18 protein-coding genes and 1 pseudogene are annotated in these 20,813 nt (G+C 37.2%); 17 read left to right on the top strand and 2 right to left on the bottom strand.

The features are described from left to right. The first annotated feature begins 137 nt into the window (after nucleotides 1–137). The 10 genes from dat to MKY81_RS01045 all read left to right on the top strand — a co-directional run bounded on the left by dat (nucleotide 138) and on the right by MKY81_RS01045 (nucleotide 12,420). A complete protein-coding gene (dat, locus tag MKY81_RS01090) occupies nucleotides 138–974 on the top strand; it encodes a D-amino-acid transaminase (protein ID WP_107982090.1) in 837 nt (278 codons plus the stop codon). Nucleotides 975–1,171: 197 nt separating this feature from the next. Next, nucleotides 1,172–2,191, top strand: a complete 1,020-nt coding sequence (locus MKY81_RS01085; protein WP_325947294.1) for an asparaginase — start codon at nucleotides 1,172–1,174, stop codon at nucleotides 2,189–2,191. Nucleotides 2,192–2,210: 19 nt separating this feature from the next. Further along, nucleotides 2,211–3,803, top strand: coding sequence for a glutathione ABC transporter substrate-binding protein (locus tag MKY81_RS01080; protein WP_107982092.1), 1,593 nt, complete (start codon nucleotides 2,211–2,213; stop codon nucleotides 3,801–3,803). A gap of 71 nt (nucleotides 3,804–3,874) precedes the next feature. Then, entirely contained in the window at nucleotides 3,875–4,792 is a 918-nt protein-coding gene (gsiC, locus tag MKY81_RS01075; protein ID WP_107982101.1) for a glutathione ABC transporter permease GsiC, read from the top strand. Nucleotides 4,793–4,813: 21 nt separating this feature from the next. Further along, on the top strand, nucleotides 4,814–5,722 hold the full coding sequence (locus MKY81_RS01070) for an ABC transporter permease subunit (protein ID WP_108071012.1): 909 nt from the start codon (nucleotides 4,814–4,816) through the stop codon (nucleotides 5,720–5,722). 18 nt (nucleotides 5,723–5,740) lie between these two features. Continuing rightward, complete coding sequence (locus MKY81_RS01065; RefSeq protein WP_341116267.1) at nucleotides 5,741–6,721, top strand: ABC transporter ATP-binding protein; 981 nt, start codon at nucleotides 5,741–5,743, stop codon at nucleotides 6,719–6,721. Continuing rightward, entirely contained in the window at nucleotides 6,722–7,681 is a 960-nt protein-coding gene (locus MKY81_RS01060; protein WP_107982095.1) for an ABC transporter ATP-binding protein, read from the top strand. A gap of 44 nt (nucleotides 7,682–7,725) precedes the next feature. Then, nucleotides 7,726–9,471: a sigma 54-interacting transcriptional regulator gene (locus MKY81_RS01055; protein ID WP_341116263.1), complete on the top strand. Its 1,746-nt coding sequence runs from the start codon at nucleotides 7,726–7,728 to the stop codon at nucleotides 9,469–9,471. Continuing rightward, a complete protein-coding gene (locus MKY81_RS01050) occupies nucleotides 9,437–10,252 on the top strand; it encodes a M55 family metallopeptidase (protein ID WP_341116260.1) in 816 nt (271 codons plus the stop codon). The genes MKY81_RS01055 and MKY81_RS01050 overlap by 35 nt, the downstream gene beginning before the upstream one ends. Before the next feature lie 848 nt (nucleotides 10,253–11,100). Next, a complete protein-coding gene (locus tag MKY81_RS01045; protein WP_341116259.1) occupies nucleotides 11,101–12,420 on the top strand; it encodes a serine hydrolase domain-containing protein in 1,320 nt (439 codons plus the stop codon). A gap of 429 nt (nucleotides 12,421–12,849) precedes the next feature. On the opposite strand, the gene MKY81_RS01040 is transcribed toward MKY81_RS01045, so the two are convergent. Further along, nucleotides 12,850–13,647 carry a hypothetical protein gene (locus MKY81_RS01040; RefSeq protein ID WP_108071000.1) on the bottom strand — a complete coding sequence of 266 codons (798 nt, stop codon included), beginning with the start codon at nucleotides 13,645–13,647 and terminating at the stop codon, nucleotides 12,850–12,852. Between the two features lie 40 nt (nucleotides 13,648–13,687). Beyond that, entirely contained in the window at nucleotides 13,688–14,023 is a 336-nt protein-coding gene (locus tag MKY81_RS01035) for a hypothetical protein (RefSeq protein WP_142406514.1), read from the bottom strand. Nucleotides 14,024–14,339: 316 nt separating this feature from the next. Between MKY81_RS01035 and MKY81_RS01030 the strand changes: the two genes are divergently transcribed. From MKY81_RS01030 to MKY81_RS01000, 7 genes and pseudogenes are all read left to right on the top strand, one after another. Beyond that, nucleotides 14,340–16,094 (top strand): HNH endonuclease, encoded by a 1,755-nt coding sequence (locus MKY81_RS01030; RefSeq protein WP_341116258.1) that lies wholly within the window; start codon nucleotides 14,340–14,342, stop codon nucleotides 16,092–16,094. A gap of 5 nt (nucleotides 16,095–16,099) precedes the next feature. Next, the gene (locus MKY81_RS01025; RefSeq protein ID WP_034767638.1) at nucleotides 16,100–16,585 is read left to right on the top strand and encodes a DUF6985 domain-containing protein; all 486 of its coding nucleotides are present in this window, start codon (nucleotides 16,100–16,102) and stop codon (nucleotides 16,583–16,585) included. Nucleotides 16,586–17,002: 417 nt separating this feature from the next. Further along, nucleotides 17,003–17,779, top strand: a complete 777-nt coding sequence (locus MKY81_RS01020; RefSeq protein ID WP_034767640.1) for a recombinase family protein — start codon at nucleotides 17,003–17,005, stop codon at nucleotides 17,777–17,779. A gap of 157 nt (nucleotides 17,780–17,936) precedes the next feature. Beyond that, complete coding sequence (locus MKY81_RS01015; RefSeq protein ID WP_066231681.1) at nucleotides 17,937–19,166, top strand: IS110 family transposase; 1,230 nt, start codon at nucleotides 17,937–17,939, stop codon at nucleotides 19,164–19,166. 233 nt (nucleotides 19,167–19,399) lie between these two features. Then, nucleotides 19,400–19,744: an HNH endonuclease signature motif containing protein gene (locus MKY81_RS01010; protein WP_341116255.1), complete on the top strand. Its 345-nt coding sequence runs from the start codon at nucleotides 19,400–19,402 to the stop codon at nucleotides 19,742–19,744. Nucleotides 19,745–19,765: 21 nt separating this feature from the next. Further along, nucleotides 19,766–20,239 (top strand): SMI1/KNR4 family protein, encoded by a 474-nt coding sequence (locus MKY81_RS01005; protein ID WP_066231679.1) that lies wholly within the window; start codon nucleotides 19,766–19,768, stop codon nucleotides 20,237–20,239. A gap of 320 nt (nucleotides 20,240–20,559) precedes the next feature. Continuing rightward, a pseudogene (locus MKY81_RS01000) lies at nucleotides 20,560–20,762 on the top strand (Imm3 family immunity protein); the annotation flags it as partial. Nucleotides 20,763–20,813: the final 51 nt, after the last annotated feature.

Raw genomic sequence — 20,813 nt, 5'->3', positions numbered from 1 at the left:
TGGATTTACAAAATAATTTGCCATTTAATTAAAATATATTTCAATTAAAAATATAAAAAATTGTTGGAATACTTCATGACTGATTCTATCATCATTATTTCAAGTGGTCCATTTAATCTAGAAGGAGGAATAGGAGAATGAGCATCGGATACGCAAATGGCAGATATGTTCAATTAGATGAAGCGGTAATTCCCATTGATGAAAGGGGACACCAATTTGGTGATGGTGTTTATGAGGTTATAAGAGCGTATAATGGAAAGCCTTTTATGTTAGATCAGCATATCCAACGGCTTATTAATAGTGCTAAAGCAATAAGATTGCCAATCGACCGAGATGAAAATGGCTATAAGTCCCCTGTTTTAGAAGCGATTCATAAATCGAAATTAAAGGATTGTGACATTTATCTGCAAATAACAAGAGGAATTGCTGCAAGAAAGCACTTATTTCCGGATGCACCTGTATCCACAACGATGACGGTGAAACCTATGCGAGTAATCGGGAATAATGTAAGGGAAGATGGTGTCAAGGCTATTTTACACGAAGATGAAAGGTGGAAAAATTGTTATATAAAATCGTTAAATCTTTTGCCTAATATCCTCGCAAAGCAAGCTGCTCATGATGTTGGCTGCTTCGAAGCGATTATGGTAAGGGATGGGAATGTTTCTGAGGGCACTAGTTCCAATGTTTATATCGTTAATGATAACGTAATTTATACAACACCGCTTTCCAAACAGATTTTACCCGGAATTACACGAATGGCTGTAAATGAGATTTCCCATTCTTTAGGTATTGATTTCGTTGAAAGATATTTTACTCCCGAAGAAATGCTCGAAGCCGATGAAGTTTTTATAACTAGCACCACTTCGGAAGTACTATCTATTTCGAATCTTGACGGAAAAAAGATTGGTAACGGAAAAGCGGGGAAAGTTGCATTGAAAATCTTTGAAAAATTCATGGAAAATGTTTCAATGTAAAAACACCAATTATGATGTAAAAAGGATGGGGAATTAAGCAACTTTGGAATAAAAAGGGTGTATTAGGATACGGAATATTCCCCTTCTTAATCAAAAAAATAATAATCTATTAAATTTTTTGTCAATTTAGGTTGAAATAGGTTGGAATATGTTGTAGGATTATTAAAAATAGACAGAACATTCGGAAGGTGGAGAAAATGGAAGCAACAGAATTGGTACAGGTATTTCGTGGGGATTTGGTTGAAAGCATTCATAAAGGACATATTGCGGTAGTCGATTATAAAGGGAGGCTTCATAAATATGAGGGGGATCCTTATCGGAAGGTATTTGCACGTTCCTCGATGAAACCACTACAGGCTATCCCTGTTGTTGAAACTGGTACCGCTGACCATTTTGAATTTGATGATGCTGATTTATCTCTCTGCTGTGCATCACACAATGCAGAAAAGCAACATACAGAACGCGTTCTATCCATATTAAAAAGAGCCGGATTGGATGACCATTCACTTAAATGTGGAACCCATCCATTACGCCGGGAAGATGTATTTAAGGAACTTATTCTTGAAGGAAAAGAGGTTACGCCACTTTATAATAATTGTTCGGGTAAGCACAGCGGCATGATTGCTACTGCAAAATATATGAATGAACCTGTCGAATCGTACTTTGAGCTAAGTCATCCAGTACAGCAGCGAATTCTGCATTCCATTAGTGAAATGGCAGATTATCCGGTTAAGGATATCGAGCTTGGTGTAGATGGCTGTGGGGTTCCTGTCCATGCTTTACCGCTTGAACGCATTGCATATGCATATGCAAGGATGACAAGACCTGAAAGGTTAGATGAACAACGGGGATCTGCAGTGAAGCGAATTACATCTGCCATGATGTCTGCTCCTGAAATGGTTGGAGGTACGGATCGTTTTTGTACGAATTTCATGAGGGCTGTACAAGGAAAGATGTTTGGTAAGGCAGGTGCAGAAGCAGTTTACTGCATTGGAGATATTCAAACTGGCCTAGGTATTGCTATCAAAATAGAAGATGGTTTTGGGAGAGCTACAGAACCTGTAGCAGTAGAAGTATTGAGACAGTTAAATTTGCTAACAGATGAGGAATTATCAAAATTAGTGAATCATCATAAGCCAACTGTGCTTAATGCAAGGAAAAAGGTGGTAGGGGAACTCGTTCCAACCTTTACATTGAAAGATGGAAAGGAACTTTAAATAAATGGAGGAAAAAGATATGAGGAAAAAAGGGTTTGGAATCATTACTGCAATTATTTGTTTATCACTTATGCTTTTTGGATGTTCGAATTCTTCTAGTTCATCATCCGGGGATAAAGGAGCGGGTAAAATCGTTAAAAAGGAAGGAAAGGATATTACGGTTGCCGTTGCATCAAACTTTGTAAGTTTGGATCCACATGATTCAAATGATACATTAGGTCTTTCTGCCGAAAGAATGATGATGGAAGGTTTAGTAGGATTCGACAAAGAAATGAATATTGTCCCGGTTTTAGCAGAGAAGTATTCAATAAATAAAAATGCGACAGAATTGACCTTCAATCTTCGAAAAGATGTTAAATTCCAAGATGGAACCCCTTTTAATGCAGAAGCTGTGAAGGTGAACATCGATCGTTTATCAAATCCTGATAATCATCTTAAACGTTACAGTCTGTTTGAGTTAGTAAAAACAACAAATGTGGTGGATGAATATACAGTAAAAGTGACATTAAAGAAACCTTTCGGGGCGATGTTAAATAACTTTGCTCATCCATCATCTGCTATGATTTCGCCTGCTGCACTAAAGAAATATGGAAAGGATATTGCGCGGCATCCAGTTGGGACAGGCCCGTTTAAATTTGATGAATGGGATCAAAGTGATCACTTGAAACTTGTAAAGAACGAAGCTTATTGGAAAAAAGGGTATCCAAAAGTAGATTCTATCACGTTTAAACCTGTACCGGAAAATGGTTCACGTATAGCGATGTTACAAACAGGTGAAGCAGACTTTGCTTATCCTATTCCGACTGAACAAGTCAAATCAATTGATGGAAAAAATGGGATTGTTGTTGAAAATGATCCATCCATTATTGTTTATTATCTATCGATGAACACAATGAAAAAGCCATATGATGACGTTCGCATTCGTCAGGCAATGAATTATGCGATTAATAAAGATGCATTTATTAAAGTGGTCTGGAATGGATACGGGGAACCTGCATCATCAATAATCGCTCCAAAGGTAGGTTTTTATTCAAAGCAAGAACCTTATACATTTAATTTAGAAAAAGCAAAAGAATTAATGAAAGATGCTGGAGTTGAAAAAGGATTTACCGCCAAAATTTGGTTAGGTAATAGTTCCACTTCGATTAAGGCCGCTGAGTTCATCCAACAACAACTGGCACAAATTAACGTAAAAGTGGATGTAGTACCAATGGAGGCAGGAACGTTGTCTGAAAAACTTAATAGCCCTCAAAAACCTGAGGATGCAGAAGTTGAACTTTATTTTGGTGGATGGTCACCATCAACTGGTGATGCTGATTGGGGCATTCGTCCATTATTTGGAGGAAAAGATGCATTTCCACCACTTAATTACAATACCGCTTATTACAATAATGACAAAGTCAATGAAGCTTTGAAAGCTGCGTTACAAACATCGGATTCTAAGGTACGCGAAGATGCGTATAAACAGGCGCAAAAGCTTATTTGGGATGATGCACCATGGGTAACCCTAGCAGTACCGCAAAATCTAGCAGGTAAGAAAAATTACTTAGATGGAATTTACCTATTACCTGATGGATCATTAAGTGTCAATGATATAGAAATAAAACAATAATTATTCGGGGGGCCTCTAAGCGGATGTCAAAGTGAGGTTCCCCTCATTTTTACGAGAAGGTAGGTGTTATGATGGTTCGCTATCTTATTAAACGTTTATTAACTGTTATACCAATCCTATTTTTGGTATCGATCTTTATTTTTCTATTCGTTCATTTAATACCAGGTGATCCTGCCAGGTTGGTAGCTGGTCCTGATGCAAGTTTATCAGATATTGAACTTATCAGAAAAGATTTAGGATTAGACAAGTCATGGTTAGAACAGTATATCAATTTTATCACCAATATTTTCCACGGAGATCTTGGGTCGTCCTTAAAAACAAAACAGCCCGTGTTACATGAAATCGGAATCCGATTTATGCCTACATTTTGGTTAACATTATGGAGTATGGTATGGGCTGTTATTATTGGAATTATTATCGGTATCATTTCAGCGAAAAAGAGAAATAAATGGCCGGATTATGTAGGAATGTTCGGTGCCGTCTCGGGCATATCACTTCCTTCCTTTTGGTTAGGATTAATTCTTATTCAGTTTTTTTCGGTAAAATTGGGCTGGTTACCAACAGGAGGTCTTAAATCTTGGGAAAGTTACATTCTTCCTTCTTTAACATTGGGGACAAGTGTTGCAGCGGTCATCGCAAGATTCTCTCGTTCATCGATTATGGATGTTTTGAAGGAAGACTATATCCGAACCGGTCGTGCAAAAGGTCTAACGGAAGGAAAAGTGATAATAAGTCATGCATTGAAAAATGCGTTAATTCCTGTAGTGACGATGACGGGATTGCAGTTCGGTTTTTTACTAGGTGGATCGGTCGTTATTGAGACTGTATTCAGCTGGCCGGGTCTAGGTAGACTATTAATTGATTCTGTGAGTTTTCGAGATTACCCGGTTATTCAAGCTGAAATGCTATTATTTTCACTGGAATTTATTTTAATCAATTTAGTAGTGGATATACTTTATGGCTTTTTGAATCCGCAAATACGTTATTAGTAAAGGAGGCTTGGTGAAAAGATGCCTGAACTACAAGGAAATACGAGCATAAATCAACAAGTGGTGAATCCGTCTTTGGCAAAATCAAAGTCATCGCCATTTTCGGAGTTCTTAAGGAAGTTTAGGAAACAACGATTAGCTTTTATTTCGGCTATTTTTATCGGAATATTGATTGTGTTAGCGATTATTGGTCCATATATAGTTCCGTATAAAATTGCGGAACCTGACTACAATCATGTACTTGAAGGATCATCTTTTAAACACTGGCTTGGAACGGACCCTTATGGTCGTGATATTTTCAGCAGAATTATTGCAGGGACAAGAATCTCATTATTTGTAGGATTATTCTCAGTATTTTTAGGGGCTATCATTGGAACGGTATTGGGGTTGATCAGTGGGTATTATGGGAAATGGATTGACGGAATCATTATGAGATTTTGCGATTTATTATTCGCCTTTCCGGGGATTCTGTTAGCGATTGGGATTATCGCTATACTAGGGCCGGGACTTGAAAACGTCGTAATAGCTGTAGCGATATTTGGTATCCCTACTTTTGCGAGGATTGTACGATCCAGTACTTTAGCGATTAAATCAACCTTATATGTTGAAGCTACTCGATCAATAGGTGCAAAACCACGCCGTATTATTTGGAAGCATATTTTTCCCGGAACGGTTACCAGCATTGTGGTTAACTTTTCGATGAAGATCGGAAGCGCGATTTTGACAGCTGCGTCTTTAAGTTTCTTAGGACTTGGTGCACAACCGCCATCACCTGAATGGGGTGCGATGCTTAGTGGAGGTCGTGATTATTTAACGATGGCCCCGCATATTACCTTATATCCTGGTATTGCCATTTTCTTAACGGTACTAGCCTTTAATTTATTAGGTGACGGTCTGCGTGATGCGCTTGATCCTAAGATAAAGGATTAATGAAAGGAGGTTTAAGAGATGGGAGCAGAACTTCTAAAGATTTCGGATTTAAAGACACATTTTTTTAGTGAAAAAGGTGTGGTTAAAGCGGTTGATGGGGTCACCATTACTGTTAATAAAGGGGAAACCGTAGGGATTGTTGGAGAATCCGGTTGTGGGAAAAGTGTCACTTCCTTATCTATTATGCGTCTATTGAAGGATACACCGGGGAAAATTGTGGATGGTGAAATATCCTTCGAAGGAAAAGACTTGACTGGATTATCGGAAAAAGCCATGCGCTCGATCCGTGGTAATGAGATTGCGATGATCTTCCAGGAACCGATGACATCACTAAACCCTGTTTATAAGATTGGGAGACAATTAGTTGAATCCATCCGTTTACACATGAAAAAAGATGCACATGCAGCAAAAGAACATGCCATAAAAATGTTAGAGCTTGTTGGAATTCCACGAGCACGGGAAATTATGAAGGAATATCCGCATCAGCTATCCGGAGGAATGCGTCAGCGGGTTATGATTGCGATGGCCATGTCCTGTAATCCGAAGCTTCTAATCGCAGATGAGCCAACAACTGCCTTAGATGTAACCATTCAAGCACAAATATTGGATTTGATGAGAAAATTACGTGAAGAAAGTGATTCTTCTATTCTATTAATCACACATGACCTTGGTGTGGTTGCCGAAATGTGTGACCGCGTGGTTATTATGTATGCCGGAAAAGTGGTAGAGGAATCCGATGTGAATACAATTTTTGAAAATCCTAAACATCCCTATACGAGAGGTTTATTAGGGTCTATTCCAAAATTAGGCATGAAGATTGATCGCCTTCAATCTATCGCAGGTAATGTCCCCGCTCCGGAAGAAATGCCGAAAGGGTGTAAGTTTGCCCCTAGATGTCCATTCGCAATGGATAAGTGCAGGGAAAAGGAACCACAGTTGCGAAAGGTAAATGAAAATCATACAACGAGATGCTGGCTTAATGAGAAGGAGGAGGCTTAAATGAGCGCTTTAGTTGAGGTGAAAAATTTAAAAAAACATTTTCCCGTCAATAAGGGATTCTTTTCAAAGAAGTCATCTGTGGTCAAAGCAGTGGATGGTTTATCATTTACGATTGAGAAAGGTGAAACTTTAGGTCTTGTTGGTGAAAGTGGCTGTGGAAAGTCTACAACAGGAAGAATGATTATGCGTCTAATTGACCCAACGGATGGACAAGTGTTTTTCAATGGTGAAGATATTACTTTAATGTCCGAGGATAAATTACGTTCATTTCGAAAGGATTTTCAAATGATATTTCAAGATCCTTATGCCTCTTTAAATCCCCGAATGAAGGTTGGAGATATTATTGAGGAACCACTGATTGTTCATGGAGTGGAGAAAGAACAACGCAAACAAAGAGTTGAATCCTTATTAGAAATTGTCGGATTAACGCCATATCATGCTGATCGATTTCCTCATCAATTTAGCGGAGGTCAAAGACAAAGAATAGGAATTGCGCGGGCTTTAGCTGTGAACCCGCAATTAATTGTTGCAGATGAACCGGTTTCCGCATTAGATGTTTCGATACAATCACAAATTTTAAATCTATTAAAAGATCTTCAGCAACAATTTGAACTAACCTATTTATTTATTTCCCATGATTTAAGCGTGGTCGAACATATAAGTGACCGTGTGGGTGTGATGTATTTAGGTAGATTGGTTGAACTGGCCGATAAAGAATTGTTGTTTAAGGATCCACTCCATCCGTATACGAGGGCCTTATTGTCCGCCGTTCCGATTCCAGATCCAAAGGCAAAAAGGGAAAGAATTATGCTGACGGGGGATTTGCCGAGCCCTTCCAACCCACCAACAGGCTGTACTTTTCACACACGTTGTCCATTTGCAACCGAGAAATGTAAGATGGAGGTCCCTGAGTGGAAAGAAATAGGTGAAAAACACTATGTTTCCTGCCATTTATATTAGATAATAGGAAATAGATAGGATAAATGGTAGGGCGGTGTGTTTATATGGCAGAAGCAAAATTGCATCTTATTTCGATAGAGGAAAAATATCTTGCAACCATTACTAGGCAATTAAAAGAAGTATTTCGTAATTTAATCCATCTTTCCCCAACTACGATTAAAGATTTGCAAAACAATACGATAGACCCGGGGGATGTGGTGATTTTATCAAGTGATATCCTTTTTGGCTTTGCTTCACAATTTATCCCCGAGGGTTGTCCATGTATTATTGCCAAAAGGGAAATCAATTATGGGAATATGAAGGAAGTTATTGACTTACCGCCTGGTAGAAACATTTTAGTTGTGAATGATAATTGGAATAATACGAAAGAAACCGTAGAATCGCTAAGAGAAACGTTTTTTGAGCATAACTATTTTCCCTATGATCCAACGAAACCTTTTCCATCCGCTATTGATTATATTATTACACCAGATGAGGTAGACCTTTTACCGAAAGGATTGGGGAAGGTTATCGATATTGGGATGCGTCTTTTGGATATAGAGGTATTTTTCGAGGTGAAGAAACTGCTTTCATTGGAAATTGAATCTTCCACTTTATATAAACGATATACAAAATCGTTAATTTTATTATCCAAGGACCACACTTTTGACGAATCAAATGATAACAAGAAAATTATTAAAGACGTACGTGAGGTTGCGGGTTATCATTTTTCTGATATGATCGCGGGTAGTTCATTAATGAAGGAACCAATAAGACAAGCAATGACTTTTTCAAAAATAAGTGACCCGATTTTTTTATACGGGGAAGCGGGAACAGGTAAAAATATGATGGCACAAGCCATACACAATGATTCCCAGTACAAACACGGACCTTTTGTCGTTTATCATTGCGGTTTTCGTACCCATGATGTTCTAGAACGGGAGTTATTTGGGATTGAAAATGGTCATGATGTAAAAATGGGATTAATTGAGAGAGCTCATGGTGGTACGCTTTATATAACGGCAATTAATGAGCTCCCGGTGTTTTTGCAGAAACGTTTGGTAGAAGTCATTGAAACGAAAAAAATAATGCGGGTGAAGGGAACTAGCTATGTTTCAGTCGACGTAAGGATCATCATGAGTAGTACTTATTCCCTTGATAAACTGTTAAATGAAGGAGTCATCGATCAAGAATTAGCTTATTTACTCTCACGCTCAGCGGTGCATATGCCCAGTTTATCCGAAAGAAAAGAGGATATAGAAGATTTAATCGAAAATATAAAAAAAAGATTGCATCGAGAGGATTTAACTTTTACCCCTAGGGTGATGGAACGATTAAAAAATTATCGATGGAAAGAGAATGTAAAAGAATTATATAATACGATATCCTATTTGTCTTTTTTGGATAAACCAATAATTGATATTCATATGCTTCCCTTATATATACAAGGGGATAAAGAATCTTTTAATCAAGTGCTTTCGTCTCAAGAAATTCAAGTGGATAAAATCATTGAAGTAATTGAGGAGCATGGATTTATAGAAGAAAGTACGGCCATTTTAAAGGCGTTCCACGAAGGGAAACGAAAACGGGAATCATACGGTCGTTTGAAGTTAATGGATATATTATTAAAAAAAGAAATAAGGTTAACAGAGCAACAATTGCGTATGAGATTAGAAGTACTTCAGGATTTGGGGCTATTAAATGTTCGAAAAGGAAGAGCAGGAACAACCATTTCAAAACTTGGAGAACAATTCTTGGAGTGCATTGGAAAGGGAGATGAAAGTGAAACTATATATTTCGGCAGATATTGAAGGAGTTGCTGGGGTTGTACATAGTGAACACACCACCCGTGATGGGAGGGAGCATGACCGTGCAAGAATGCTAATGACTGAAGAAGTTAATGCATGTATTCGTGGTGCCGTTGCAGCGGGTGCAAATGAAATCGTTGTCAATGATTCCCATGGTACAATGAGAAACATTATTCCTGAACTTCTTCATACAGAAGCTTCATTAATTTCAGGTTCACCGAAGAAACTGGCGATGGTGGAGGGGCTTGATGAAACCTTTGATGCGGCAGTATTTATAGGCTATCATACAAAAAAAGGTGATTTCGGCCTACTTAATCATACCTTTAGTGGAAAAGTGGTTCGCTCTATTAAAGTGAATGGAATTGAATATGGGGAATTTGGTTTGAATGCTTTAGTTGCAGGCTATTTTAATATACCTGTTATTTGTGTTTCCGGTTGTGACCGATTGGAAAAGGAAGTACGGGAACTTATCCCGGAAGTATACTTCGCTAATGTTAAGCAAACGATTAATCAATTTACGGCTGGAAGTATCCATCCGAAGAAAGCGCGGGAGATAATTGAGAGGCAAACAAAGGAAGGGTGGATGAATAGAGAAAATATCCCTCTATTTTCTATAGATGGTCCCGTCACTGTTGAAATGTCATTTAATACAACAGGATTCGCAGAAAATGCTGCTATATTACCGATTGTGGAACAAATAGATCCATCCACCGTTACCTTTAATGCTTCTAATATAATAGAAGGTTACCGTTATATTCGTAGTTTAATTATGATAGCAAATTAATCAAGTTTTTTTGAATACACTCTATAAGAAGAAATTTTAAAAAATGATAACCCGAATTAGGCATAAAAAACGACAAAGAAGAACCACCCGCAGGGTGGTTCTTCACGTTAGTAATTTAACTTGAACATACCCATCTGTAAAAAGTAGTTACAAATTTTCAAACCGAGGAGTTCCACTAGAACCGAGGTGGACAAATGGCGTCTTAAGATGCGTAAAGAAAAGGAATCTTGGTCGTCAAAGAGGAAGAATGAAGCCGAAGATGCGTAAAGAAAGTGAATCTTGGTCATCAAAGAAAAGGAATGAAGCCGAAGATGTGTAAATAAAAGGAATCTTAGTGGTCAAAGAGAAGGAATGAATCCCAAGATGTGTAAAGAAAAGGAATCTTGGTCGTCAAAGAGAAGGAATGAATCCCAAGATGCGTAAAGAAAGTGAAACTTGGTCGTCAAAGAGAAGGAATGAATCCCAAGATGCGAAAAGAAAAGGAATTTTGGTCGTCAAAGAGGGGGAATGAAGCCGAAGATGGGCAAAGAAAAGGAAACTTGGTCGGTGATTTTCTACTGCTTCAAAAATTGGGTGTCCTTTTGAAAAATATTATTAGGGTGTTTAAACATTATCCGCTCATAATAATCCGTCATTACTCGACCTAATAAAAGAATTGTGCTGAAAGTAAAACGGTTATTAGTATTCGGTAGCCTCAATGAATTCAAAATTCCCCATATTTTACCTTTTGTTAATTTTGAATTCTCTTTACCTTTCACCAATTTTACCAACTTCCTTCCCACCCCTCCCATAAAATGATAGATTAATAATTATACTATTATTAATACTTTGATAAAAAGGTGGTTGCGATGGACTGGAGATTATTCGAAGAGAAACTAAGTAAACGAATGGAAGCTGATCATATCCCGGGAGCGGCTATTGCTGTCAGCAAAAATGGAGAAGTAATTTATCAGAAAGGATTTGGAGTAAAAGATCTGGAGTCCATGGAATTAGTAACGCCAAAGACGATTTTTGGCATTGCTTCTGTTACAAAATCTTTTACTGCACTCGCGATTATGAAACTAGAAGAAGCAGGAAAACTGTCTATTGATGATCCAGTCATTAAGTACTTGCCTGAATTTCGGATTTCAAACATTGACTCGATGGAATCGATTAAAATCCATCATTTATTAACTCATACAACAGGTCTAGCACCGATTAGACGAAGAGAAGAACTGAATAAATTCCATGAACACTTAACCTATTTAGCTGAAAATGAACATTCTTTATTAGGTAAGCCGGGAGAATATTTGAGCTATTGCAATGATACATTTTTATTACTAGGTGTCATTATTGAGCGACTGACAGGTCGTATATATAGAAGATATATAACAGAAGAACTGTTAAACCCGCTGCATATGAATCGTTCCACATTTAGTATTGAAGAAATTAATAAAATGGACGATGTATCGAGCCCTTATGTTTATTATCAAGAAACAGAACAATTTGAGAAGCAAAATTGGCCCGCCTTAGGAAATTATGAAGTAGGTGGTGGCATCCGCTCGAATGTTCTGGACTTACTGAAATATGGTGAACTTTATGTCAACCAAGGCCTAATTGATAAAGACACATTCATATCTAAGAAACAATTAGAAAAAATGCAAAATCCATATTTTCAAATAAACCGAAATTCGTATTATGGCTATGCATTGCAAGTCACACTAGATTATCACGGGTTTACATTGGTCGATCATGGCGGTGGTCAACCGGGTGTATCCTCTAATTTTGGCTTTATTCCTGAACAAAAACTTGTGGTTGCCGTTTTAACAAATGCATCAGACGTACCCGCAAAAGATATATGGTTAGAGGTTGTGAATACGGCATTAGGGCTCCCTATAGAAGGAAAATACAGCCATCTCGAACCAACCGTCGAATTACCTGATGCACGAAAAAAACAATTTGTCGGCACCTATCAGTCAGAGGAAGGAACATCTATCCAGATTTTACTTAAAGGCAGCGTTTTACAAGCAAAAATTGATAACCAAGTATTTACGTTAAGAGCATGTGACAAAACAACACTTGTCATAATGAAAACGGAAAAGCAGATTCGCTTTTATTTTAATCAAAATGAAGAACCTTGGGCGGCTTTTTTTGGGTTAAGAATGCTGTTAAAAACGTCCGGAAATTGAAGATTTGGAGAAAGGGACTTAGAAATTTTGAAAAAGGGGAATAGTTGGATTCGCTTGATTTCTAGTGAGAGCGGTGTATTTTCTGATAAAAAACGACAAAGAAGAACCGCCTCATCGGCGAAAACGAAAGGGAGGCCTTCTCGTAATTAATTTTTAACTGAATATGCGGTCTTATGATAGGTAGTTACAAGTTTTCAAACCAGGGAGTTCTGAGCTCCTTGGTTTATTTTGTTTATAAGGAATTTGCCTTGCTCTTTATCGTTATTCCTACTCTTTATTTTTCTGTTTGGATTAATTCATTTGTTGGACTGAAATATTCGCAATTCAACCTCTTAAAATCTTTTTTATCCCATGTTAAAACAGGTAGGTTCCTTGAAGATTTAACACTTAATAAAGCATTCGTAAAATCTATGTTTTTTCGGCTTATAACTAGTAAGTAGCTGCCACTATCCCGATGTTGCTTAAAATGGATTGCCATTCTTCTTGATTCGCTAAATAGGTATGAACCGGTTTGTTGATGTCTTCTGTATATTCCGTAATCCATATTCCTTTTTTAGAGGGTAGAAAGAATAGAATATTTTCTAAGTACATTTCGTTTTTCACGGAGAGGATAGCAAAATTGGATATATTAAATAATGTCCAATGAAATGTGTGTAAATCATTTAAAAATAGGTTATAGCTATCTTCTTCTTGCTGTGTAAACCTAGAGTCTTTACGGATGATATCAACTTTGTCTGGGTTGCTTAATAAATCAAATGCCTTATCAGTTAAGTAAAAATGTTGTTTGCCACCAAACTGTTCATAGGAAATTGCGTAATACTGTTCAATTATCTCCCCTATTTCGGAAGCATCAATTAGTGCGAATTCATGGATAATATCTCGATCAATTAAATGGAATAACCATTCATTATTTTCATAGTGATGGATCATTAAGACTGACTTTTGAGGGGCATTCGAGCATCTAATCATTCGTTTCGATCCTACATATTTATCAATAAATCGTTTCAGTTTCTCATTCAAAGGGAATTCTCCACGCATATCTCGATCAGGGTCCCATATTTGTTTCATAATGAGTTGATTTGTTGTGGCTTCGAATATTGCATTCAATTCTTTTTCTGTTTTATTGGAGGTGAATACCGTAGCAATTCCTTTTGCAATCTCCTGGTGACCCGCAACATTGACCATTAGTGCTAGTTCTTCTGTTGTGCAGGTTAATAAATGATCCATTTTTTCATCATCCTTTTCAGTTTGACTTTTCCAACCATTCTTAAAGAAATATTGCTTTCAAGCCGCCATATACAATGTAATAGACAATGATAGAAATAATACCTTGAAGAATTAAGGCAAACAATAAAAGTAACTTTCTAGTAAACCAATTATATTTCATTAGTTTTTTATTAATATAATATCCACTGCTAATGGTCACAATCATAAATGCGTTTGTGACTTTTTGAAAAATAGTATTAGGGTGTTCAAACGTTCCCCACTCATAATAATCCGTCATTACTCGGCCTAATAAAAGAATTGTACAACCGTAAGTAAATTGTGCTGAAAGTAAAACGGTTATTAGTATTCGGATCGCTTCAATGATTTCCATATTCACGGATTTCCCCTTCTTTTAACCTAGTATCCTCTTTACCTATTATAATTTTTTAGTAATCAGTTAAACCAGCTTACAATAGATTTTTTGACATCTTTTCCAAAATCAACGACATGATCTTTTTACCTTTTAGGAAACTTTTCCTATCTCCTTCCCTTTACTTTAATCCAACGAAATACCTACCATCCTTTTTCCCTATTTTATCTTCACTTTTCATATTGTAAAATTTTAGAAGGTAATAATATGAAGGATATGGAATGGGGAAATTACCCAATTGGCCAATTTTAGAAATCTAGTTTAATACGACAGGGGGGGTTCCGTGGATGTAAAATATATCCCAACAGACTGGGAAAAAATGAAGGATGGAATCGGTGATTTAATTGGATTAGGTCGTTATGGCAAAGGGATGATCGATGAACTCAAAGCTATTACAGACAATTTAGAAGATGCCGAATCAGATATTGCAAGCCTTGACAGCGATGGGGTCATTTCCTTTCATCACACAAGTCAAAAGGATAAATTTCAACAATTATACGAAGACTTTGAAGTGCTTCATCGCTTTACTGGAAAAGTTGGGGATATCGTCGACCGGACGATCGATCAACCATTCTATGAAGATATCGATGCATTCGTCGAAGCGATGAGAGATTTATCAATCTCAAATTATACGACGAAGAACCGGGTTGGTGCAACAGAAGTGAAGGTTGTCTACGCGGGGTATGGCCAGCAGAATACTTTAGAGGTTCCAAAGACAGAAGTAAGTATCGATGATCTATTTAATGGCGATAATTTTTATGCTGAACAAATCAAGCTCGAATACGATGCCTGGAAAGAGCTAAATCCCGATCAAGATTTCTCTCAAAAAGAATACCAACTAGCCGCTGTAAATACCAATGCCTTCGAGTACGAATCGATTCGAAACCATCAGGAAAGCAAGGAATTCTGGGGACAAATTGCCGCACTCGTCGTCATCGTCGGTGTATCATTAGTCTGCCCGCCTGCAGGGATCGCCTTAGGAGCCGCTTATGGAACATTCGAATTAAGCTCGGCCGTTTCCGGAAAGGATTGGATATCAGGTCGAGAACTAGGTACCGGAGAACGAGTCTTCCGTGGACTATTGAGCCCGCTGGACATTATCCCCGGAGTGAGCAGTGTCGCAAAATTCAGTGGTACAGTAAAGTTTGCTCACCTTGGAGATATAGGGATATCATCCGTTAAAACGGGAATAAAAAACAGTGTCAATAATGGAATGACTCAGGTTAGAAATCTAGTTGAAACAGCCGGAAAGGCGTCTACCACTCGCTTAAAAAGTGCCGCCTCCATGATAAAAGATGTACCAAATAAGCTGAAAAATAAGTTAATAGACGATACAATAGAAGTAGGAAGATTCATAGATTCAACTGTCACACATACGAAAAATATCTTCTCGACCCGAAAACCATTGGACCTCGCTATAGAGGGATTCGGCAATACTGGAAGTGTTCGAATACCTGTGGAGAATACGCATGCGGCTGAGAATTATTTTGCTGCAAAGCTTGGTAGGGGGAATGGGGTTAGTGGTGGTAGTAAGGGTACGGATAATTATAGGCAAATAGACTTTACAAGAGGTTTTGACGTAGACCCTAAATACAGTACTTATGAACAAAGGGTAAAAACTACCCCTGTTAACAAAGGTGAATGGAGTAACGAACGAGCAGAATCGTTATTTATCTCCGATAAGACCGGTGAAATAAAAAAATACCTTGATGAAGCTGGTGTTGATGGAGTTGAGTATAAAAACGGAATGCCAGACTTTTCTCCATTTTCCAAAGGTGAAATTAAATTAGAAAATATGACTAATGATAGAAAATCAAACTTTTCGACTGCTGATGAAGAATTGGCTAAAAAGTGGAGTACACCAGAACAAAAATGGACAGCAGAAGATATAGCTGATTGGCGAGAAGATAATAAATATACTTGGCATGAACTTAACGACTTGGAAACAATACAATTGGTGCCAAGTAAAATCAATAGTGTTTTTAAACATTTGGGTGGAGTTGGAGAATATAATATAAAAGTTAAGTTAGGAGAGTAATTAGGATGGCTATAATCAATGATGAATTATTTGGAAAGCTTGAATATAAAAACAATTTTTGGAGAGGAAAAACAACCATTAGAATGTTTGATTTGGAAAGAGAAATACTTTTAAGTGTTGATGCACATGAAAACGCTGATTTTTCAAATGTGCAAAGAGAAGCATTTATTAACTTTAATCAAGAAATGAATAACATAATACATGAGGCTGAAAAGCAAGTCTACGATTACTATATTGAGAACTATGAAGAGTATAGAGAGATGTTAGGTAATGAATCAGAAGCAGATAAATTTGCACCAAAGATTGATTCTATCTCAGATTTAAAAGGAATAGTAAAGCCAGTTGAATTAATTGTAAGAAGAGTAAGAAAGAATGGAAAAAGAAGATTAGGTTTACTTTGTGATGTTTCCTGGGATATTGACAATGGGATGGGAATAAAAATCGAAGATGAAATGGTAGAAGAAGTAGGTTATCAAGATATTGTATTATAACTTTCGAAATATTCTGGACGATAAAGTTGACCTTGAATGGAAGTGAGTTCCTTCAAGGTTTTTTCCATAATTAATAGATGAGAGGTAATTTAAAAAGACTGTATGAAATTCATAACTCATGAAGGTTGTACCATCATGGAGTATCGGTTTAATACTTGGATAGTAAAAAAAGTATGATAATTAGGCGAGATGACATTTTACATGGCAGGGGTAGTTATGACAGGGAATGGCTAAAAAACTAACGAGAATGACAAAGCTCGTGGCGATAAAAGGTAGGTTACGTAAGAAGGTAACTAGTTTAGCGTCAAGGCAGACAAAAATTGGGTTGTGTTTTTACAAGAGACGGTTGTATAATACTCGCTATTCGTTTAAAAAGCGTTACACAAATTACAATTTATGTAACGGGAGGGTGAAAAGTTGAACGTTGTTGGGTATATACGAGTCTCCACTCAAGGGCAGGCAAGAGATGGATATAGCTTGAAATATCAAGAAGAGGAAATTAAAGCATATTGTAAGGAACAAGGCTTAAACTTGATTCATATTTTTAGAGACGAAGGAATTAGTGGCGCAAAACTAAATGAAGAAGCATTAGAAATTGACAGGGTGGGCTTACAGGAGATGTTGGCTCACCTTTCGTCTGTCCAAATTGATTATGTGGTGGTGCTCAACACAAGCCGATTATGGCGGTCAGATATTGTGAAGGTGCTGATTCAACGAGAGCTGAAAAAATATGGTTGTGACATTAAAAGTATTGAACAACCCTTTTACAGTATCCATAAGAAAGACCCTAACGACTTTTTGGTGAATGGCTTAATGGAATTGTTAGACCAATACCAACGGCTTGAGATAGCACTAAAACTAACGAAAGGCAGAAATAAAAAGGCGAAGGAAGGTGGATATGCAGGGGGAAGGGCAACATTTGGCTATACAAAGCTAAAGGGTGAAAAGGAATTAAAGATACATAACGAGCATGCAGAAGTAGTAAAACGGTTATTTGAGTTAAAAGAGCTACATAAGAAATGGTCACTGTCTAGGTTGGCAGAAGCATTGAATGAAGAAGGGTATCAAACAACGCAAGGGAAAGCATTTACGAAAGTACAAGTGAAGCGAATATTAGACCGAGAAAGTTTTTATCAAGGGATCTATACCTACGGACAAATACAAGCAAATGGCAAACATGAAGCAATAATTTAAAAGGTTACTTAAAAAAGGGACTCATTTTCTTATAAATTCTTCTGTAAGGTTGAAAATGGATAGGCTTTCGTACCAATGCGCACCGATAGGTGAACGCTCGAACTAAGGTTGCCGGCATTTTCATTCAATAATTGACAACTGAATAGGAGGATGAACGATGCATGAAAAGCAGAAACATATTTATGTGGGTGTAGACTTGCATAAACAGCACCATGTGGCAGTGATTATTAATTGTTGGCAGGAAAAACTAGATGAAATAAAGGTTGAAAATAAACCGTCCGCTTTCTCAACATTTTTACTAGATATTGATAAACTGACAGAAGAAGGGTTGACACCTGTATTTGGTTTAGAAGATGTGGGCGGTTACGGTCGAGCACTGGCACAATATCTAACGGACCATGGACAAGTTGTAAAAGAGGTTAACCCAGCACTTTCGTACGCTGAACGAAAAAGCCATGTGACCGTACAAAAAAGTGATAGCTGGGATGCGGAATGTGTGGCTAGAATATTGGTAAGACAACTTAGCCAATTGCCTGACGCTAAACCACATGATTTATTTTGGTCGATACAACAATTGGTCACTAGAAGAAATGCATTGGTGAAAGCTCAAGGTGCTTTAAAAAACCAACTGCATATTCAATTGAGCCATCATTATCCAAGCTATAAGAAGTTTTTCTCCGAGGTGGATGGGAAAACAGCTTTAGCATTTTGGGAACGATACCCATCACCGTCTTGTTTAGAAGGTGTGAGTATAAAACAATTGACCACCTTCTTATTAGAAGTGAGCCATAATACTTGTTCGGTGAAAAAAGCGAATGAAATATTGAAGCTAGTAATAGAAGATGGGAACACAACAAAAGAACATCAAGAAACGCGAGACTTTCTAGTAAGAAGCATCGTTCGAGACATCACGTTTAAAAAGAAGGAAATGAACTATGTGGAAGGCGAATTAAAAGAGTTAATGAGCTTACTAGACTTTCAACTAGACTCCATGCCAGGCATTGACCTCGTAACAGCTTCCGCTTTAATTGCGGAGATTGGTGACGTTAGACGTTTTCCAAATGCCAACAAATTGGCACGATTTGCGGGGATTGCGCCTGTTTACTTTGGGTCTGGTGGGAAAGGCAAGGAACAAAAAAGTAAACAGGGAAATCGGGCGCTACACGCTTTATTTTACAACCTCGCAGTACAACAAGTGCAAGTAGCAAAGGGAAGTAAATTGCCACGAAATCCAGTGTTCCACGCTTATTACCAACGTAAGCTGAAAGAAGGCAAAACAAAGGGACAAGCATTGGTGTGCATTATGAGAAGGCTTGTGAACATTGTTTATGGCATGATGAAACATAAAACAGCCTACGAATTGCCGATAGAGCAAGAAAAGAAGTAGTTTAATAGTATGGTAAATGGCTGACTTTTTTATTTTTAGCTTTTAAGATTACAACATAGGGTACGGGTAAAGGTAAGGGAGTTAGTGAAACTAATTTAAGAAATATTGATGATTTTATAAATGGCAATAAGAAATTTGATGAAGTCATTGAAGACTATGCAAAAGTATATAAAGAACATGTCGATTTAAACAAACCTTGGTCTTGGGATGATACTATTCCTGGTGGCGATAGCTTGTCTTCCGCTCAAAAAAGAAAGATAAAAGAAATGGCTATAGAAAAAGGACATATTCCTGAAATAAAGGTTACAAAAGCAGATGGTATGAGGTATGGATTTGCCGACTTTGCAAGTGCGGGTGTTGTAGAAGAAACTGTTCAGCTACCAGAGGAATTTTGGAGATTATCAGATAAAGAACAGTTTAAGTGGTTAGATGAACAAATAGGTGGTGCAAGAAAAGGAATGACATGGCAACATACAGAGGTTCCGGGTAAAATGGAGCTAGTCCCCTTTGGTATTCATAATATCACACCACATAATGGTGGAAGGACAAAAGGTATGTGGGCCGATGCTCCAAGATAATAATATTGAGGTGGTATAGAAATGGAATTTAAGGATGGATCAATAATTTATCCCTTACCAGATGATACTTTGCTTTCTGAAAAGGAAGGTAAGTGGAGAATAAATTTACCAGAGACGTATAAAGAATTTATAAAAAAATATAATGGTGGTACTCCTATAAAGGATAGTTTTAAGTATAATAACCATATCTATGCGATTGATAGGTTTTTATGTATTTTAAAAGTAACCGGGGAAAGAGACGATGAGTATTATGATATAGGAGTAGTTAGAACACAATTAGACGAAAGAATTGTTTTTGATGAAAATTTAGTTGGTACTGAACTGCTACCAATAGCTGTTTTATTTGCGGGTGACTTTGTTTGCTTAGACTATCGTAACGATGTTGAAGAGCCTACTGTATGCGTGTGGAATCATGAAGAGTCTTCAGATTTAAATCCTGTAACATATACTATAAGTAATAGCTTTGAAGAATTTCTTAATATGTTAACAGAATAGATACTTGTTGGTAGTAACAAAACCTTGATCCAATGTTTGTAAATCGGTCAAACCTATTTAATAAACAAAAAGCACTTGATTGTCTAATAGGCAACAGGTGTTTTTAGTTTTTTTGTGAGAAATCTGTGCTTTGGACGAAATAAAAAATGCTAATGAAAATTCATAATTCATGATGGTTATACCATCAAGGCATTTTGCGACAGTTATAGTAAAGTCATAGCAGAGTTTGCTGCTAAATAAAAAATATTAAATTAGAAGTCATACACAACAATGGTAATAGAATTATTCCTTAGACTTAATTTTTTGGGAGGAGAAAACTAATGAAGGATTGGGAGTATAATGAATTATTTGATGCAATTCAGGAGACATATGAAGAGTTGTTAGATGAAGATGGGGGATATAGGTTGCTATAGCAAAACTGGCGGATGAATTTGATAACTTAGGTAAGATAGAAGATGTTATTGTTGATACTGCTATTGGAGAAATTGCAATTGGCCATGATAAAGTTTTTGTTGGACGTATCGGTGTTTGTCAATATAGTTGTCGTATTTAATTACTTTAGTATTTTGAAAGA

It is taken from the genome of Heyndrickxia sp. FSL W8-0423 (assembly GCF_038009395.1).
GTDB lineage: Bacteria > Bacillota > Bacilli > Bacillales > Bacillaceae_C > Heyndrickxia > Heyndrickxia sporothermodurans.
This window is presented reverse-complemented; position numbering and strand designations above follow the sequence as displayed.

Bases quoted from the DNA above. Each gene is read 5' to 3' on its own strand.
- dat (WP_107982090.1), top strand. From the start codon at position 138: ATGAGCATCGGATACGCAAATGGCAGATATGTTCAATTAGATGAAGCG.
- MKY81_RS01085 (WP_325947294.1), top strand. From the start codon at position 1,172: ATGGAAGCAACAGAATTGGTACAGGTATTTCGTGGGGATTTGGTTGAA.
- MKY81_RS01080 (WP_107982092.1), top strand. From the start codon at position 2,211: ATGAGGAAAAAAGGGTTTGGAATCATTACTGCAATTATTTGTTTATCA.
- gsiC (WP_107982101.1), top strand. From the start codon at position 3,875: ATGGTTCGCTATCTTATTAAACGTTTATTAACTGTTATACCAATCCTA.
- MKY81_RS01070 (WP_108071012.1), top strand. From the start codon at position 4,814: ATGCCTGAACTACAAGGAAATACGAGCATAAATCAACAAGTGGTGAAT.
- MKY81_RS01065 (WP_341116267.1), top strand. From the start codon at position 5,741: ATGGGAGCAGAACTTCTAAAGATTTCGGATTTAAAGACACATTTTTTT.
- MKY81_RS01060 (WP_107982095.1), top strand. From the start codon at position 6,722: ATGAGCGCTTTAGTTGAGGTGAAAAATTTAAAAAAACATTTTCCCGTC.
- MKY81_RS01055 (WP_341116263.1), top strand. From the start codon at position 7,726: ATGGCAGAAGCAAAATTGCATCTTATTTCGATAGAGGAAAAATATCTT.
- MKY81_RS01050 (WP_341116260.1), top strand. From the start codon at position 9,437: ATGAAAGTGAAACTATATATTTCGGCAGATATTGAAGGAGTTGCTGGG.
- MKY81_RS01045 (WP_341116259.1), top strand. From the start codon at position 11,101: ATGGACTGGAGATTATTCGAAGAGAAACTAAGTAAACGAATGGAAGCT.
- MKY81_RS01040 (WP_108071000.1), bottom strand. From the start codon at position 13,647: ATGGATCATTTATTAACCTGCACAACAGAAGAACTAGCACTAATGGTC.
- MKY81_RS01025 (WP_034767638.1), top strand. From the start codon at position 16,100: ATGGCTATAATCAATGATGAATTATTTGGAAAGCTTGAATATAAAAAC.
- MKY81_RS01015 (WP_066231681.1), top strand. From the start codon at position 17,937: ATGCATGAAAAGCAGAAACATATTTATGTGGGTGTAGACTTGCATAAA.
- MKY81_RS01005 (WP_066231679.1), top strand. From the start codon at position 19,766: ATGGAATTTAAGGATGGATCAATAATTTATCCCTTACCAGATGATACT.